General features: G+C 60.1%; 19 protein-coding genes. 13 read left to right on the top strand and 6 right to left on the bottom strand.

From position 1 onward, the window contains the following. Nucleotides 1-64: 64 nt before the first annotated feature. The 5 genes from IVB42_RS40235 to IVB42_RS40255 form a co-directional block, all read right to left on the bottom strand. A complete protein-coding gene (locus IVB42_RS40235) occupies nt 65-643 on the bottom strand; it encodes an HdeD family acid-resistance protein (protein ID WP_247297371.1) in 579 nt (192 codons plus the stop codon). 74 nt (nt 644-717) lie between these two features. Beyond that, nucleotides 718-1758, bottom strand: coding sequence for a PrsW family glutamic-type intramembrane protease (locus IVB42_RS40240; RefSeq protein ID WP_018454391.1), 1041 nt, complete (start codon nt 1756-1758; stop codon nt 718-720). Nucleotides 1759-2329: 571 nt separating this feature from the next. After that, a complete protein-coding gene (locus IVB42_RS40245; protein WP_247297369.1) occupies nt 2330-2602 on the bottom strand; it encodes a hypothetical protein in 273 nt (90 codons plus the stop codon). A gap of 104 nt (nt 2603-2706) precedes the next feature. After that, nucleotides 2707-3333: a pilus assembly protein PilZ gene (locus IVB42_RS40250; protein ID WP_018454388.1), complete on the bottom strand. Its 627-nt coding sequence runs from the start codon at nt 3331-3333 to the stop codon at nt 2707-2709. A gap of 165 nt (nt 3334-3498) precedes the next feature. Continuing rightward, the gene (locus IVB42_RS40255; RefSeq protein WP_247297367.1) at nt 3499-4146 is read right to left on the bottom strand and encodes a hypothetical protein; all 648 of its coding nucleotides are present in this window, start codon (nt 4144-4146) and stop codon (nt 3499-3501) included. Between the two features lie 300 nt (nt 4147-4446). On the opposite strand from IVB42_RS40255, the gene IVB42_RS40260 reads away from it, so the two are divergent. The 6 genes from IVB42_RS40260 (at nt 4447) to IVB42_RS40285 (ending at nt 11020) form a co-directional block, all read left to right on the top strand. Next, nucleotides 4447-5700: a site-specific integrase gene (locus IVB42_RS40260; RefSeq protein WP_247395182.1), complete on the top strand. Its 1254-nt coding sequence runs from the start codon at nt 4447-4449 to the stop codon at nt 5698-5700. A 405-nt stretch (nt 5701-6105) separates the two neighbouring features. Then, nucleotides 6106-6303 carry a hypothetical protein gene (locus IVB42_RS40265; RefSeq protein WP_247395179.1) on the top strand — a complete coding sequence of 66 codons (198 nt, stop codon included), beginning with the start codon at nt 6106-6108 and terminating at the stop codon, nt 6301-6303. 149 nt (nt 6304-6452) lie between these two features. Beyond that, the gene (locus tag IVB42_RS40270; RefSeq protein ID WP_247472138.1) at nt 6453-8156 is read left to right on the top strand and encodes an AAA family ATPase; all 1704 of its coding nucleotides are present in this window, start codon (nt 6453-6455) and stop codon (nt 8154-8156) included. A 359-nt stretch (nt 8157-8515) separates the two neighbouring features. After that, the gene (locus IVB42_RS40275) at nt 8516-9067 is read left to right on the top strand and encodes a recombinase family protein (RefSeq protein WP_247395155.1); all 552 of its coding nucleotides are present in this window, start codon (nt 8516-8518) and stop codon (nt 9065-9067) included. Nucleotides 9068-9128: 61 nt separating this feature from the next. Next, nucleotides 9129-9764 (top strand): hypothetical protein, encoded by a 636-nt coding sequence (locus tag IVB42_RS40280; RefSeq protein WP_247395153.1) that lies wholly within the window; start codon nt 9129-9131, stop codon nt 9762-9764. Then, nucleotides 9761-11020: a terminase family protein gene (locus IVB42_RS40285; protein ID WP_247395134.1), complete on the top strand. Its 1260-nt coding sequence runs from the start codon at nt 9761-9763 to the stop codon at nt 11018-11020. Before IVB42_RS40280 ends, IVB42_RS40285 begins: the two co-directional genes overlap by 4 nt. A 2-nt stretch (nt 11021-11022) precedes the next feature. On the opposite strand, the gene mauJ is transcribed toward IVB42_RS40285, so the two are convergent. Further along, nucleotides 11023-12063, bottom strand: a complete 1041-nt coding sequence (mauJ, locus tag IVB42_RS40290; protein ID WP_247395132.1) for a methylamine utilization protein MauJ — start codon at nt 12061-12063, stop codon at nt 11023-11025. A 272-nt stretch (nt 12064-12335) separates the two neighbouring features. On the opposite strand from mauJ, the gene IVB42_RS40295 reads away from it, so the two are divergent. The 7 genes from IVB42_RS40295 to IVB42_RS40325 all read left to right on the top strand — a co-directional run bounded on the left by IVB42_RS40295 (nt 12336) and on the right by IVB42_RS40325 (nt 15473). Continuing rightward, complete coding sequence (locus IVB42_RS40295; RefSeq protein WP_247395128.1) at nt 12336-12545, top strand: hypothetical protein; 210 nt, start codon at nt 12336-12338, stop codon at nt 12543-12545. An 18-nt stretch (nt 12546-12563) separates the two neighbouring features. Next, nucleotides 12564-13244, top strand: coding sequence for a hypothetical protein (locus IVB42_RS40300; protein WP_247472142.1), 681 nt, complete (start codon nt 12564-12566; stop codon nt 13242-13244). Between the two features lie 26 nt (nt 13245-13270). Further along, nucleotides 13271-13438 (top strand): hypothetical protein, encoded by a 168-nt coding sequence (locus IVB42_RS40305; RefSeq protein WP_247395123.1) that lies wholly within the window; start codon nt 13271-13273, stop codon nt 13436-13438. Next, nucleotides 13435-13659, top strand: coding sequence for a hypothetical protein (locus IVB42_RS40310; RefSeq protein ID WP_247395107.1), 225 nt, complete (start codon nt 13435-13437; stop codon nt 13657-13659). The genes IVB42_RS40305 and IVB42_RS40310 overlap by 4 nt, the downstream gene beginning before the upstream one ends. A 68-nt stretch (nt 13660-13727) precedes the next feature. Next, nucleotides 13728-14069 carry a hypothetical protein gene (locus tag IVB42_RS40315; protein WP_247472145.1) on the top strand — a complete coding sequence of 114 codons (342 nt, stop codon included), beginning with the start codon at nt 13728-13730 and terminating at the stop codon, nt 14067-14069. 34 nt (nt 14070-14103) lie between these two features. Next, nucleotides 14104-14304, top strand: a complete 201-nt coding sequence (locus IVB42_RS40320; protein ID WP_247395103.1) for a cold shock domain-containing protein — start codon at nt 14104-14106, stop codon at nt 14302-14304. Nucleotides 14305-14699: 395 nt separating this feature from the next. After that, nucleotides 14700-15473, top strand: coding sequence for a hypothetical protein (locus tag IVB42_RS40325; protein ID WP_247472147.1), 774 nt, complete (start codon nt 14700-14702; stop codon nt 15471-15473). Nucleotides 15474-15664: the final 191 nt, after the last annotated feature.

The raw sequence follows: 15664 nt of genomic DNA on the forward strand, positions 1-15664 counted from the left end.
CCGTCATATAGCGTGCGATCGGCGGCTTGTCACCCCCCAATAGACGTGACGGCCACGCGGCGCCTCAACTGTTGCTTTTGCGTGCCGCCAGCGCCATGCCGATCAGGGTGGCGCCGCCGAACAGCAGGTTGATGCCGACGAGGATACCGATCGCCCATTCCGCCGAGCTCGGCAGTCCCGTGATCACCATGAACGAGATCGCGATGTCGACGAGGCCCGAGATCAGGAGCCACGACCAGCGGCCGCCCGGCTCGCGGCGATGCTCCAGCGCGTACATGATGGTGGCGACGCCCTCGGCGAGGAAATAGGCGCCGAGCACGATGGTCAGCGTCAGCACGGCCTGGATCGGCCGCGCCAGCAGCAGCATGCCTGCAAGCACGGCCAGCGCGGCCGAGATCAGCGACCACCAGAAGCCCGGCGTGCTGCGCGCCCAATAGGTGGCGATCAATCCGCCGATGCCGCTGATCAGGAACATCCAGCCGAGGAAGATCGCAATCGCAAGGCTTGCGAGCGGCGGCAGGACCAGCGCGGCGACGCCAAGCACCGCAAGCAGGATGCCTTCGAACAGAAAGGCCTTCCAATGTGCCTTGACCGTCCCGCTCATGGCGGATTGCAGCCGGGAAAAATCCTCAGGCGATGTCATGGGCAGGCTCCGGATCGAGAGGTGTGTCCTCAATCTAGTCTAGTACGTGCACACCGCGCTTGCCATCCCGCGGCTCAGCCGCCGCCGTGCGCCGACGAAAAACCTTCGCCGCTGGTGCGGATGCGGTTCCGGCCGAGAACATAGATCGCGGTCGTGACGATCAGAAGTGCGAGGCCGAGCAGGATCGAGACCAGGCCGATCGGGATCAGGGCCAGCGTCAGATTGCGCTCGGGATTGATGAGCCAGTGATGGATCGAGGTCAGCACGAAGGCGAGCCCGAGAAAGCCGACGCCGCCACCGGCAAGCAGCAGCGCCCACATCCGGCGGAGCTGGCTGAGGCGCTCGCGCGCGACGTCGGTTCGGGGCGCGTGATGGCGCGCGACGCGCCGTACCAGGCGGATAGCGAAGGCGATCGAGCTGAAGCCGATCAGCAGGCTCGCGCCGCCCAACCACATCCGCAGCGCCGGATCGAGATCCGGCATGCGCTGGAGTGTCAGCAGGGGGAAGTCGAAGGCCGAATGCAGGGCGAGCGGGCCTGCAAAGATCAGCAGGCGGCTGGAGAGACGGGCCCAGTCGCGATGATGGCGGTTGGCACCCAGCGCCGTGCCGGCGCGCGCGATGGTCAGATAGGCGCCGGCGATAATACCGAGCGCGCCGTGGAACGGCACGGTCAGCACGCTGCGCAAGGCGGCCAGCGAGCGCCACATTTCGGCGTGCTGGACGAGATAGGCAAGGTTCTCGTAGGCGGCGAAGCCCAGGCCGACGGCAGCGCCATAGACCACAGTGTCCATCGGATTGGCGAAGGTCCGCCGCTTGGTCGAGGCGACCAGCACGATGGCGATCACCTTGACCGCTTCCTCCGGCAGCGCGACGCCGAAGATCGAATGCATGGCCAGTGCCGCCCAGGGGTTGTCCGGGGCCGCAACCATTTTGGCAAAAGGGGCGCGGGCCAGGCCCAGCAGCGAAATGCTGGCCGCGCCGAGCAGAAACGCGGTCCAGACCTGGGCCGGCGGTCCGGGGCGTTCCTCGGCGGCAATGACGAGCCACAACATCAGCAGCGCCGGGGCAATGGCGGCCGTTCCGATGACGGTGGGTAACGCTTCAATCAGGTACATCGGCGCCGAAAATAGGTTCCCTTGATCCGCTTATCTACATTCCCTGATGCGACCTTGTGTCATGCGCTTGCTGTCGCGTCTCTTAACAAGCGTGACAGCCTGCGTTCATCAGGACAGTCGCCGAGGTGCAGAATAACGAGCGCAATCAATTGCATGACAGAACCACCTCGTCATCCCATGACAACGGTCGCGCGCCCGTCATCGGATCGCGATTGGTAAGTCAGATCAAGGCAATGTGCAGGTTTCTTCGATTGACGATGCACGTGTCGCCGCGGCAAGTCCAGAGCCGGGATTGCCCCGTCCGGGCTACGCACGGCCGGCCGAGCCGGTCTAGTCACGCTTGATCGCGCGGGATGGGGACGCGGTGCGGCGGCCCCGGAGTTGCTCCACCTCCCAGAAGGCGCGGATAAGGCACGTACCAAGGCAGAGCACGATGAGCAACAGCAGAAAGGCCTGATCGAAGGCGGGGATGTGAGTCATGGCAATGATAAAGCAACGGGCGTGCCACGCGTTCCCGCCACGCGCCCTGCCGCGGCTTGCTGGCTGCCGATCGTAGCCCGCTTTGACTGTCTCAATGCGTGGTGAACGGCGGCGGCGCGTCGGGCGCGACGTCGAAGGCGCCGAGATGGAACTCCTCGCCGGTGGACGCGTCCGGCTCGGAATGCTGCGCCATCAGCGTGAACGCGGCCTGCGGGTATTGCTTCCAGATATCGAGATCGTCGGCGGTGATGGTGAGCCAGCCGAACGTGTACATGTAGCGTCCGGGCTCGGTGACCCGGCCGACCCTGTCCCAGGTGATCTTGTCGACTCTGACCTTATCGACTGTAATTTTCTCGACTGCCATTCGGTCCCCCGATCGCAAGTCTGCAAATGACGTCCGGAACGAGGCGCGGACCTTCAAAAGCTTATCTCGAAATAGGGCTGCGATAGGGCAGCGCGGCCGGAGGATCAGGCCGATTGCAGCATGGCCGTGCGGACGATCAGCCGGACGACGTCGTCCCGCGACTGCTTTTCGGCGAATTTGACAGCAAAGCCGTTTTCGAATTTGCGGATCACCCGCCCGACGCAAGCGCCGACCGCAAGCGGGGTTCCCACTGGCGGATCGTATTCGCAGGATATCGCGACACCGGCCGTGGAGACGTCGATGATGAAGCAGGCATGCGTGCTGCCGTCGGCGAGCGTCAGGAAGGTGTGCGCGACCTGCGGAACGAAGCGCGCGTCATTCCGCAGTTCCTGGACGCTGGCGTCCTTTTGCTTCTTCTCGAGCCAGGTCAGCTTTTCCGACATCCAGGCGCGCCGGGCCCGCGTCATGTCGAGCTCCATCAGGAAGCCCGATTTCAGCGTCGCGCTGATGGTACATTGGAATTCGCCAAAATCCTGGAAGTAGGAGGTCACGCGCTCGCCGACCTTTCCGACTACGGGAACGTCGACCATCATGCGGAACGGTGAAACGCGGCTGGTGCGGCAGGCGAAGGTACGGAGCTTGCCCTCGCAATCGTACCAACGCGGCAGCGAGTAGCTGCCACTCACGGTGACATGCACGGCACGCTGTCTGAGGAACTCTGCGACGGACATGGGCGCCAATCGTGTTTCGGAGGTTTTCCGTAATTCCACGGTAGCAATCAAATTCTAAGCAAATGATACCGGCGCTCACGAGCAGGGGTAAATTTCCGGTAAATGCGCAGATCGGGGCGGGCGGCATAGCGCCGCGATTGTCAGGCCCGTGACCTCACGATCGCGTCATCCGAGCAGCACCAGCAGAGCCAGCACGCCAAGGGCCATAGCGAGCTTGATCGTCGCGCAGGCCAGGCCGCTCGGTCGCCTCTCAAATCCGAACCACGGCAATGCATGCTGCATCGCGCGCGTTGCGAATGCTTCGACGATGGCGAACAAAAGAGCGATTCCGGCGACGAAGGACCATGATGCGTCCGGAAGCATCCATGTCGCGAGCCACGCGGGAACGGACGCTTTCAGCGAGGCCAGCAGCGCGAACCATCCGAACAGGGAGACGAAGCCCTTGATGATGTCGGGTCCGATCGTGTCGGGCTCGAGACGGATGCCGATCTTTCCAAGCGCGAGTTCGATGCGCTCGCCATCGGTGAAGAAGAGGAAGGCGCCGAGGTAGAGAGGAACGCGCGACTGAAACAGCAGCGCGATGATGCCGAACAGGACGGCGTAGCCGTACGCGTCAGCGAGAATGGTCGTGCCTGCCGTATGCGACGGCTCCGACGCAGTCGTTGCCCGAGGCAGCGATCTGGCGCGCGCCATGTGCTCCAGCATTCTGGCGCGCCGCTCCGGCACGTAGGCTGCCGTGCGGTGGATCCATGGCGGAGGCGTCGGCGAGGCAATCCCGGCCTGGTCGTCCGAGGGAGATTTGTGCTGCGCCATCGGCCTGCATCCAGTTCCATCTGGACATTGGTCGGAGGCGAGGGGCGGGGAGGTTCATGCGGGGCCGGCAGATTTCGCCCTGTCATCCAACGGCGGATGATGGCGCTCCCTAGCGGAATCGAACGCTCTCTCCACCGTGAAAGAATTGGTACGGCATATATGGGGGTCTACTGGCGTTCCGGATAACTCAATAATCTCAATGAATCGGCCTACTTGGGTGCATGCCGGTCTATTGACGTTTACCCGCATATATTGGACATCTGTTGGACACGTTCCCACTCTCCACCGGAGAACAGATGCATGGCGCGCACAATTCGAGATGCGATATTGGACACGAGAACGGCGCGCGGCCGCCTTAAGGCCCGCGGCAAGCCGTACTGGCGCGGGTTGGAGCCTGGACTGCACCTTGGCTATCGCAAGCCGCTTAGCGGCGCCGGCAAGTGGCTGGCGCGGCACTACATCGGCGAGCAGAAATACGAGATCGAGGCGATCGCCACCGCGGACGATTTCAGCGACCCCGACGGCGTGGCCATCCTGTCATTCGCCCAAGCGCAAACGCTGGCGCGGTCCCGCATGGTCGACCGTGCGCACGCGGTGGCGGGAAAGAGAAAGCCGCTCACCGTCAAGGATGCGATTGAAAGCTACCTCACATATTTGGAATCGAAGCGCAGCCGATCGGGGCAAGAGGCGCGCTATGCGGCCGAGGCGTTTATCCTGCCGACGCTGGGGGCAGTCGAGATCAACGCACTGACGCCGGAACAGGTGCGCTCTTGGCTCTCCAAGCTGGCCAAGGCTCCGGCCCGCATCCGGACAAAGAAGGGCGAAAAGCAACAATTCAAGTCGACCAACGATCCGGAGAACCAACGACGGCGGCAATCTTCAACGAACAGGATTTTGACGATCCTAAAAGCCGCACTCAACCTCTGTGCCCATGACCACCCGAAAGCCATTCCCTCCGATGCTGCATGGCGTCGGGTGAAGCCGTTCAAGGGCGTGGACTCGGCGCGCATCCGGTATCTGACCATCAAGGAAGCCAAGAGCCTGCTGGACGCGTGCGCGCCGGATTTCCGGCGGTTGGTCCGCGGTGCACTGGAAACCGGGGCGCGATATGGCGAGTTGTGCGGTCTCACCGTCGCGGACTTCAACACAGACAGTGGTACCATTGCCATTCGCCAATCCAAGTCGGACAAGCCGCGCGACATTGTTCTGACGGTTGACGGTATCGAATTTTACCGCGAGATCACAAAGGGCAGGGCGGCCAGTGAAACTTTGTTCGTGAGGGATAGCGGCGATGCGTGGCAGTCATCGTGGCAAAAGGATCCAATCGCCGAGGCGAGCAAGCTGGCGAAGATTGCACCCACCAACTTTCACGCGCTGCGTCACACATGGGCATCGCACTGTATTATGGCCGGTGTGCCGCTGATGGTCGTCGCGAAGAATCTCGGACACTCGACGACTCGCATGGTTGAAAAGCACTATGGACATTTGGCGCCGAGCTTCATTGCCGATGCGATCCGCGCCGGTGCTCCGCGATTCACAACATCTAGCGTGTAAACTTCGAATTGAACCAAACCGATAGCGTTCCGACTTCAATTTTATGTTGACAAATTCCTTAGCGTTGACAGGCACTTAGCGCCGGTGTATAAGCGTAGATAGTCAGCGCCGTTTGGCAACTTCGTTTCGCACCGTTCAGCCTCGTTTCTCATCGTGTAGCGCGCCGACTTCACCCACATCTTTGTCGGGCGCCGATGTGTGCTCATGAACGGAGGTCGCTATGCGATCATTTTCGATTGACGAATGGTGCCAACTGCATCGCTTTAGCCGGCCATTTTTCTACAAATTACGCGGGCAGGGCCAAGCGCCGCGGACCTACAATGTTGGGCGCATCGTCCGCATTACAGAGGAAGCAAATACCGAATGGCTGCGTGCCCGTGAAGCCGCCAGCCAGGGAGTCGCAGCGTGACGACGGAGATCGATAAGGCCGTCGAGCACGTGTTCACGCTCTTTCGCGAACACGTCGAGCGATACCCGCAGGAGATCGTGGTTGAGCCTTCGGCGTGGCGAACTCGTTGCGATGAACTGCACCAAGATCTGCAATGGCTACTTTTCTGCCAAGCTCACCCGCTCGCACCAAAACCGCCGCGACCGCGGGACTAACGAAACAGCCCCAGCGTTGGCGCGCTGAGGCTGTCGGAATGTATGTGCAAGTAACCCGTCCCGTCAAAGACAGTTTCTTAATATCACATTTCGACGAAGCCGCAAGTGTCGATGTTGGGTCCCAGCAAATATTTTCTGGAGACCTAGTGATGAGTATCGCTGCAATCAAAGACCCTGACCTTCTGCCCTATGGTGTGTTCGTCACAGAGCGCGCCTCCGTCATCTATGATCGCAAGTATCGACCGATCGTTCGCGTACCTGGTCAATGGCCGGATTGCGATTCTGCGTCTGCAACAGTTGTCGATCCGACCGAGTGGGTGACGCACGAGCGGCAAGAGTGGTTCTACAACGACGGGAACGTTCCTCGTCGAAACAAGGAGACCCGCGCAAGGCTGCAAGGCATCGTCGACAAGATGCCCGTGTTAGCTAGTGAAATAGAACGCAGAGATCGGGTCGCGGAGCGCGCGCACAAGGCGGAGAACAACGACCGGCTGAAATGCTTTCGCACGGCTCAGTTGTCCCCGAAATCACAGACCAAGCTCAAACAGTGGAGCGACAAGCGCGAGGCACGGCGGCTCAAACGTCTCGACCGGTTCTTTGATCTGGACGACGCCGGTTATGCACAATGGATCGCGGCCGGTCTGCCCTACAGTGACACCAAGAAAGTCGAGCGCTGGACCGAGCGCCGTTTCACCGAACACCTACAGAAAGCAAAACCTGTGACTGTTGTACCGTTTCCTGCACAGCCAAAGCCGGCAGCCCCGCGATATCTATTCGAGACCGTTTCCGACCTGCGCAAACTGCCTACGGCGAAGTGGCTGGTTGGCGACTGGATCCCCGAGCAGGGCGTCGGGCTGATCTATGGCGAATATGCCAGCGGCAAATCGTTCATCGGGTTCGATCTGTTGCTACATCTAGCGTATGGCTTGCAGGAATGGCACGGCGCCAAATTGCCGGGCGTTCCCTGCTACGTGTTGCTTATCGCTCGTGAGGGCGCCACGGGGTTTAGGGGGCGCATCGACGCGTTCAAGGCGCACCACGGTATCACCGACGACACTGACCGAATCGTGTTCATGCGCTCGCCGGTCAACTTTGGTGACGTGGCACAGTTCGAGGAACTGAAGGCCGCTATCGTTGCCGGCGGGCGCCGGTTCGCTGCCGTCATGGTCGACACCGTCGGGCGCGCTTTGCCCGGTGAGGATTTTTACGACGCGAAATCCATAACGCGATTCATGGAGCACTTGCAGCAGTTGGGCGAGATAGGCGGAGGCGTGGCGATCGGAATGCATCACGTCAACAAGTCGGGGGAGACGTTCGGCTCGGTCTATTTCGGAGCCAACTCGGATTTCATGTTCCAAGTCACTCGCGAGGGCGGTTCGAATGAGCCGCTGACCCGGGGCAAAATCCACTGCACCAAAATGAAGGATGGCGAGGACGGCTGGAAAAGGCGCGTCGATTATCTCACGGCCGCGAGCAGCCTGGTGGTCGGCAGCGTCACGGAGACCGGCGAGATGATGGGCAAGGCGACCAAGCTCTCGGACGACGACAAGCTGGCCCTGCAAGCTCTCGGCGAAGCACTTAAGGCGAAAGGCCAATTGCGGCCGGAAATGCCGGGTCGGTCCGTAACGGTAAGTGAGTGGCTGGACCAATGCTTCAAGATCGGCGGTGTTGATCCGATCGCGGCCAAGCCGAACCGCGACTTGCACCGGCGGCAAGTGAAGCTGCTAGCTGCTAGATTGATTTTCGTTCAGGACCACCTTGTGCGGATCATCAACCACGCAACGACCGATGACGCTGCAATTTCCAAGGCAGCACCTGGCGGACCATTGCCGCCTAGCCCTCAAAGAACCTGACCGGACCGGGACCGCCGTACCGCCCTTATAGGGGGGCGGTCCGGTCGGTCCGTATGGCCGGCGAGGACCGGTCGGACCGTGGTCCGTATTTGGTCCGGTCGGTCCGTATGAATTCAAGTACTTAGCTCATCAACACAGAAGTGAACCGGAGAAAGCAATTTGGAAATCGATTCGATCCCGACCGTGCGAGCCTCGACGCATTAGAAGGGGTTGAACCGCTTCCATTCGCGCAACGTCATTCTGGAGTTGTCGCACCTGTTCGAACCTGCATAACTTACAACTTTTGCAGCTTTTCTATTGCGTTGACGCCATTGCGGTTTTAACCTGCACAAATCGGCTGCAAATGTCAGGTGATCCAAATGACCATTTACGGGTACGCGCGAGTCTCCACCGATGGTCAGAGCGTCGCCGCGCAGATGCATGACCTAACCGCCGCTGGCGCGGCCAAGATTTTCAGCGAGACGGCATCGGGCGCCAAGACAGACCGCGCTCAACTGGCCAAGCTTCTCCGTGTTGCCAAGTCCGGTGATGTCTTGCTCGTGACGCGGCTCGACCGCTTGGCGCGCAGCACGCGCGACCTACTTAACACCCTGCACACGCTTGGCGAACGCGGGGTCGGCTTCCGGTCGCTGGGGGACACATGGGCAGACACCACGACGCCGCACGGACGATTGATGCTGACCGTGCTCGGCGGGCTTGCTGAGTTTGAGCGCGAGTTGATCAAGGCCCGCACAGGCGAAGGCCGCAAGCGCGCCATGAACCGTGGCGTGAGGTTCGGGCGCCCAAGCAAGCTGACACCGCACCAGCGCACAGAGGCCCTTGGACGCCTGGCTGCGGGCGAGACACAGGTCGACATCGCCCGGTCCTATGCCGTGGATCCCACCACAATCGGGCGGCTCAGGCCCGCTTAGTTGCATCTGCAACTATATTGTGGTATTAGTTGCACCTGCAACGATAATTTGCAGGTTAGTCTTGAGTAAAAAAGGCCCAGCGTGCTCGGTGTGCTCGCACCCCGAGAAATGGAGAATCGAGCTTTTGCGCGCTGGCGGCGCGTCGCTCGACAGCTTGGCTGAAAAATTCAAGCCGCTTAGCCGCGACGCCATTCACCGCCATTGGACACGCCACGTCACCGACGATGCTAAGGCCGGCTATCTAGCCGGGCCCAGCCAAATGGAGGCCCTTGGCGCAAAAGCAGCAAGCGAAGGCGAGTCGGTGCTCGATTACTTCCGCATCACCCGCACCGCACTGATGTCGAGCCTGGCCGCTTGCAGCGAGGCCGGCGACGCCCGGGGCGTGGCGCTGGTGTCCAATAGCCTGGTCGGCGTGTTGGAACGCTTGGGCAAGCTGACCGGTGAGATTGCCGCTCTCGCCGGGAATACAATCAACGTCACCAACGTAACGAACATCATCAACAGCCCGATATTCGCTCGACTTCAGGCCGCACAGCTGAGGGCGCTGGCAGCATTTCCGGAAGCCCGCGCGGCGACCGTGGCCGCATGGCGCGAACTCGATGCCGGGGCCGCCGACGTGGGCAGAGCGCCCATGGTGATCGATGCCACGCCCTTGCGGCTGCCTTGTCCCGTCCCGTCGCCGGAGCCTACCCCATGACCAGCATTGCCGCGGCGCTCGCCGACGCGCTGGAGGACGGCGGATGGCGCGCCAAGGCCCGACCAAGCCAGCTACCGCCGCCCGGCGATTGGAATGGATGGGTGATCCTGGCCGGTCGCGGCTTCGGGAAGACTCGAGCCGGGGCAGGGTGGGTGCACGATCTCATCGAGACACGCCAGGCCGGCCGCATCGCCTTGGTAGCCGCCACCGCGGCCGACGCCCGCGACACAATGGTCGAGGGTGTCTCAGGCCTGCTTAACACCGCACCGCCGTGGAATAGGCCGATTTACGAGTCGAGCAAGCGCCGCCTTACGTGGCCAAATGGCGCGATCGCGACGACCTTTTCCAGTGAGGAGGCAGACCGGCTCCGCGGCCCCGAGCACGACGCGGCGTGGGCCGACGAGCTGGCTGCGTGGACGGATATTCAAGGCACGTGGGACATGCTCCAATTCGGCCTGCGCCTAGGGAGGCGCCCGCGCTGGCTTGTGACCACGACTCCGAGGCCGGTCAAGTTGCTCAAGGAACTGTTGGCGCGCGAAGGCGGAGACGTCGTGGTGACGCGCGGCTCGACGTTCGAGAACGAAGCCAACCTTGCACCGACCTTCCTTGCTGCGGTCCGTCAGCGCTACGAGGGCACCCGACTTGGTCGTCAGGAACTGAATGCTGAACTGTTATCGGACAATCCTGGCGCCCTGTGGCAATTGGATTGGCTAGACCGCGACCGCGTGTCGGCGGCACCGGAGCTGCGTCGCATCGTCGTTGCGATCGACCCCGCCGTTTCAAACAATGAGGGATCGGACGAGACCGGCATCGTTGTTGCCGGCGTAACGCGCGATGGTCAAGTTTACGTGCTCGAAGATTGCTCGGGCCGCTACGCTCCGCACGAATGGGCCGCGAAGGCGATCGGCGCCTACCGCCGCCACAAGGCGGACCGAATCCTAGCAGAAGTGAATAACGGCGGCGTCATGGTTGAGGCGACAATCCGCGCGCTCGATCCGCGGGTCAGCTTCAAAGCTGTGCATGCCAGCCGTGGCAAGGTGGTGCGCGCGGAGCCGATCGCAGCACTTTATGAGCAACGCAAAGTTCATCACGTCGGCGGCTTCGATGTGCTTGAAGATCAGATGTGCGCGTTCACGTCGGATTTCGATCGTAACAAGGTCGGCTATTCGCCGGATCGGGTCGACGCGCTGGTGTGGGCATTGACCGATCTAAGCGGGCCGCAGTATTGGTTCAAGAGGACTGAGCTGCGGATTTGATATCAGTCGAGCTTCCGTTCGCCCGTTAGCGGATCAATCGGTTCTCCGCGGCCATTAACACGGACCGCCGTAACTTCCGGAACTACGACGTCCTCTAAGCGCGGCTCGTTGGGATCGCCCTTCATTCCAATATGCATATGCGCCTTAAACGTGAGTGTTCGACTGACAATGCTATCAGGTGCTCCAAATGCAAGACGATCGATCTTGCTCTGAGGTATCTTCAGCGCATTGAGAATTGCCATAAATGCGGTTTGCCACATGAAATCGATTGCTTTTGAGATCTCGAACTCGGGTTGATCTGCTCTTATCACTGCTTCGATTTCCGAACGAGTTCGCCCATGGATAATGCCGTTTCGAACCTTAAAAAGGTCGCGCTGCCTTTCTTTGGAGACATTCAGCTTTGTCAAGAGCGCTTCAATCGCCTGCTTCGGAAAAGGGCGATGCTCCGAAATGGCGTTGCAGGCAGGGCAAAACAAGTCCCCGCGACACCGCTGGCATTTGTCGGTTACCCGGTCTGACGTCTTGGTAATTTCGGCGATTAACTCCAGAGCAAGCCAAAAATACTGAAATTGATCCTCAGCTATGGATGCTCGCGTTCCGGCGCCGTACCAGCGCAACGGCGCTTTTAGTGTTCGGATACTGCTCAGCGACTCGATCTCCGCGAGCGTATGCAGATGTTCGGGGCGAAGATCAGGCCAGCGATCAGCGAGGTTATCATGGCCGTATGCGTATTGCTGCCGGATCGTTAGTCCGGGTGTCCAGTCCATCAGGAAACGCGGTCGAGAAATTTTGAAAGCGCTACTGGTCGTGAAGCTGAGTACGTCGAGGATCTCGCGAATTCGCCGATTGGCAAGTTCTTCGGCGTCGGCGATGTTATCGGCTTGCAGAACGATCTGCGCTGAAAGTGCTTCGCTTGTGAGGGCGCTCTGCTTCGCGTTCTGAAAGGCAACTTCACAATCAGGGAGCTTCAACCTGAGTTCAGGTTGTGACGTCGGTAGCACCAACGTTGATTCAATCCAGAAATCCGCGATCCAAATGGGCATGAATTACTTTTGCGATTCACCGCGACCTTTGCGCAGAAATTGCAAGTTTTTTACGCTCACCACAACTGTTGATTTGTGCAATTCTAAGTTGACATACCTTAGGTAGGTTGAAATGCGCGGAATAGTGTGCCATATTGTAGTTGTTCTCTACGGGACCAGCAGCGTGACGCTGTAGCGGTTCTTTACGACAGCGAGACGCTGCCGGGAGCAGATGCACTGAGGTGCTCGCCCCGGCTTTTTTGTGTCTGGCGCGAGCTTCACCGGAGCCGCGCATGTCGATCAGCAATCATCAAGACGAAATCGTGTGGGGCGCGGCAGCTATCGCGCCGATTATCGGTCGCCGCGGCAAGAGCGTGTTTCGCGCGCTTCAGAGTGGCCGTGTGCCTGGCGCCACAAACGTCGCTGGCCGCTGGGCTCTGCACATTCCCACCTTTCTCGCCAACTTCCGGTCCAGCACGCCCCGCGGAAGCAACGCCGCGTAACAACAGGTCAAACCCAAAATGCCTTCTCTCGCCCAGTACCTCGAAAGCCAAGTTGCGCCTCTGCCTGATGGACCTATCAAAGCGCGGGCTCGCGGCAATCTCGATGTTATGCACAGCATCGCCGCAGAGCTTGTGAAGATCGCCAACGACGTCAATCTATCGCCGGCTGGAAAACGCTCGAAGGTTGCCGACACCATCAAGCCCCATCTACATCATGTCATGCGCTCCGATGGTCTGTTCGATCAGGCTCTCGCAAAGCTCTCCGATCGAGAAAGCGGGTTGGCTTCCCGATCGACACTCGATGAGAAGCGAGCGCCGATCCGCGCGGAGATAAGGGCCGCTATCAAGCCAATGTCGCGCGGCGATCATGTCGCTCTCGTCCAAGATCCCAATACGGACCCAGAAATTCTCGAAAGCATCATCGAGGCGCCGAGCATGCTGCATGGAGTCGATGCAGATTTGCGTGTCGACGCGGCGAAGCGATTAGCAGCCCTAAGAAATCCTGGCGCGGTCGCCATCATCCAGCAAAACCGCGAAGCCCTACAGGTCGTTCGCTCAACAGCGGAGGCGCTCCGAGATCAAATCGGAGAAGCCGTTGGCTTGCGCAACCGTCGTGAAGTCGACGCAATGGTTAACGCTCACATCACGGATCGGCGCCATATCGATGCTGACGTGACGCGCTCTGTCGAAACGATCTAAATCAGAACCCAAGAAGGACACTACAAATGGTCGAGAAGTTAAACGCCGACGGTGCGGCGAAACAGGTCACCGAAGCCCTTCAGCCGGTTGTCGAAATCAAGATCACGCCGACGCGTGACCCGCGCCAGGCGGAGCCGGTCAAGAAGCCGCTCCCAGCCGACCTCGCGCGCGCCTTGGGGCAAGCCAAGCGATGAACCGGCAACAGCTCACAGCCGAGCGGGATGCTGCCGGCGCGGCCTACGTCGAAGCGCTCAACGCCTTCCGTGAGGCATGGGCACGCCTGGCGGCGATTGACCGCACCCTTTCTAATGCGAACGTAACGCAGGGTGAAACTATTCGCTCCTGGCACTTCAAGTCCCGGAATGGGTTGGAAGACGCCCTTCGCGCGCTGCAGCACATCGAATTTGCCCCGTGATTGGTCGTCAACGACTGGCACGATCGCGCCGTGCAGCTCAGCGACCAACAGATTGAGGGATTCAAACCATGAGCTACGACTACGCTAAGCAGCGCGGATGGATCGTTCCATTCACCGGAAATCTCACGGTGACCCGCGACGACGAAGGAAAAATCTTCCGCTGCGGCGACACGGCCAACGTCACCGTGACGATTTCCAATGATCTGCCGGAAGGATTTAACTGCGGCTTCGTCATGTACAACACCGGCACGATCACGCTCGCAGCGAGCCCGCACGTCGTGAACCGATCAGCAAAGACCGCGCTGTCCACTCAATATCAGACCGGATCAATCATGGTGATGCAGCGCACCGGCGGCAATTTCGGCGTTGTCGCGGACATCGAGTACCTGACCGGCGGCGACTTCGCCTGACCGGATTTCGGGCAGCTTCCCACGGGGACACGAGATGAAAATTGGCTTGGTTAAGAACTGGAACGGCGAGCGCGGGTTTGGGTTTCTGCGCGTCGATGGCCACGACATTTTTTGCCATGCCTCAGCGCTCCCGCTTGGGACGCGAGCGCTCGAAGTCGGACAGCACATCGGATTCGAGATTGGTTTGAACGAGCGCACCGGCAAGCCGATGGCTACGAACGTGAGGCTCGTCTAAATCGTGTACTTATTAGGCGGCTGGTTGCCCAATGTCCGGTTTACCGCCAGCATCGACCGAAGAGCTGATGGCCTCCGAGGTCGCCGATGGGCCAACAGCCGACATCAACAGACTGCCCCGTCAGGGCGGGCCAGCAGCGTAGCGGGGACTTCGACGCCGATGTGCTTAGCGGACTTTGATAGCGCGGCCTTGGGCCAGGATGCGGCGGCTTGCCTGTCGTCGACTTGCAGCGCATAATCGCGAATTATGCATTACGCCCTTTCCACCGGGCAAAGCACTGATAGTAATTTCGACAATAATTATAGCGGGGGCTGACAGTGAATCTCCGTAGGATAGCGGCGACAATTGTCAAAGGTGACATTCATTACGCCCTGGGCCGGTTCTGGACGGTCCGTTTGGCCTATGGTGGCGCAAGACGACTGATGGATCGCCGAGTTTCGGTGCAACAGAACGGAAGCTCTACATTGTTTCCCAACCAGAATGTCGATCGGATTGTTTCGGCCATCTCCGAAGAGGCGGTGTTCATAGGTTTGAACCTCCCAGCGCATATAGTTAGTGAAATTTACGCCTTTGCACGCACGGAGCCGCTCCACACCAACTACGATCCGCATGGCCCCACGTTCCGGTATTCGGACGTCATCCGAGGCAAAGCTCCCGACGGGAGATCCGTGCCAATCGCTGGTATTAGCAACCCGACCCGCTGTCCTGCTGTGCAGGCCATCGTCGATGATGCCGTACTACGAGCCATCGTGCGAACTTATCTGGGGCACGAACCGCTTAAGGTGATGACGATCCTCAACTGGAGCTTCGCGTCCGATTTTTCCGAGGAGGAGCGCCGACGGCTGAGGCATCAAAATGTTCTCGACTACCACTATGACGTCGACGGATACAATTTCGTGTACGCAAGCTTCTATATAACCGATACCGACCGTAACTCTGGGGCGCACGTCATGATGAAGTACTCGCACAAGCGCAAGCCCTTTCGTATGCTCTTCGGCTCGGCGTCTGCAAGCAAAGCGAGCGTGCATAAGCAATTTGGCATAGAGAACGAAATCGTGATTGAAGGCGAAGCAGGCACTGGGTTCGTCCAGGACACGTCATGTTACCATCGCGCCACTCCGCCAATCCACCGCGACCGGCTCATGCTTGCTGTTCGATTTATTAATTGAGCGGGCGTGTCGATCAGGAGCGCGACCATGCTCGCCGCCAAACGGTAGCGAAAGGGCAACGCTGCTCAGGAGTTCAGCATCGCGAGAACTAGCACTACTTTGGCAGAATGTGTTTTCGCCGCTGTTTTTCAAGGATTTTCTTTCGGCAATATGGGCACTGCTGGGGCGGCGGCCGAAGGATGAGATCGACG

The sequence above is a fragment of the Bradyrhizobium sp. 45 genome (genome assembly GCF_023073155.1).
GTDB lineage: Bacteria > Pseudomonadota > Alphaproteobacteria > Rhizobiales > Xanthobacteraceae > Bradyrhizobium > Bradyrhizobium canariense_D.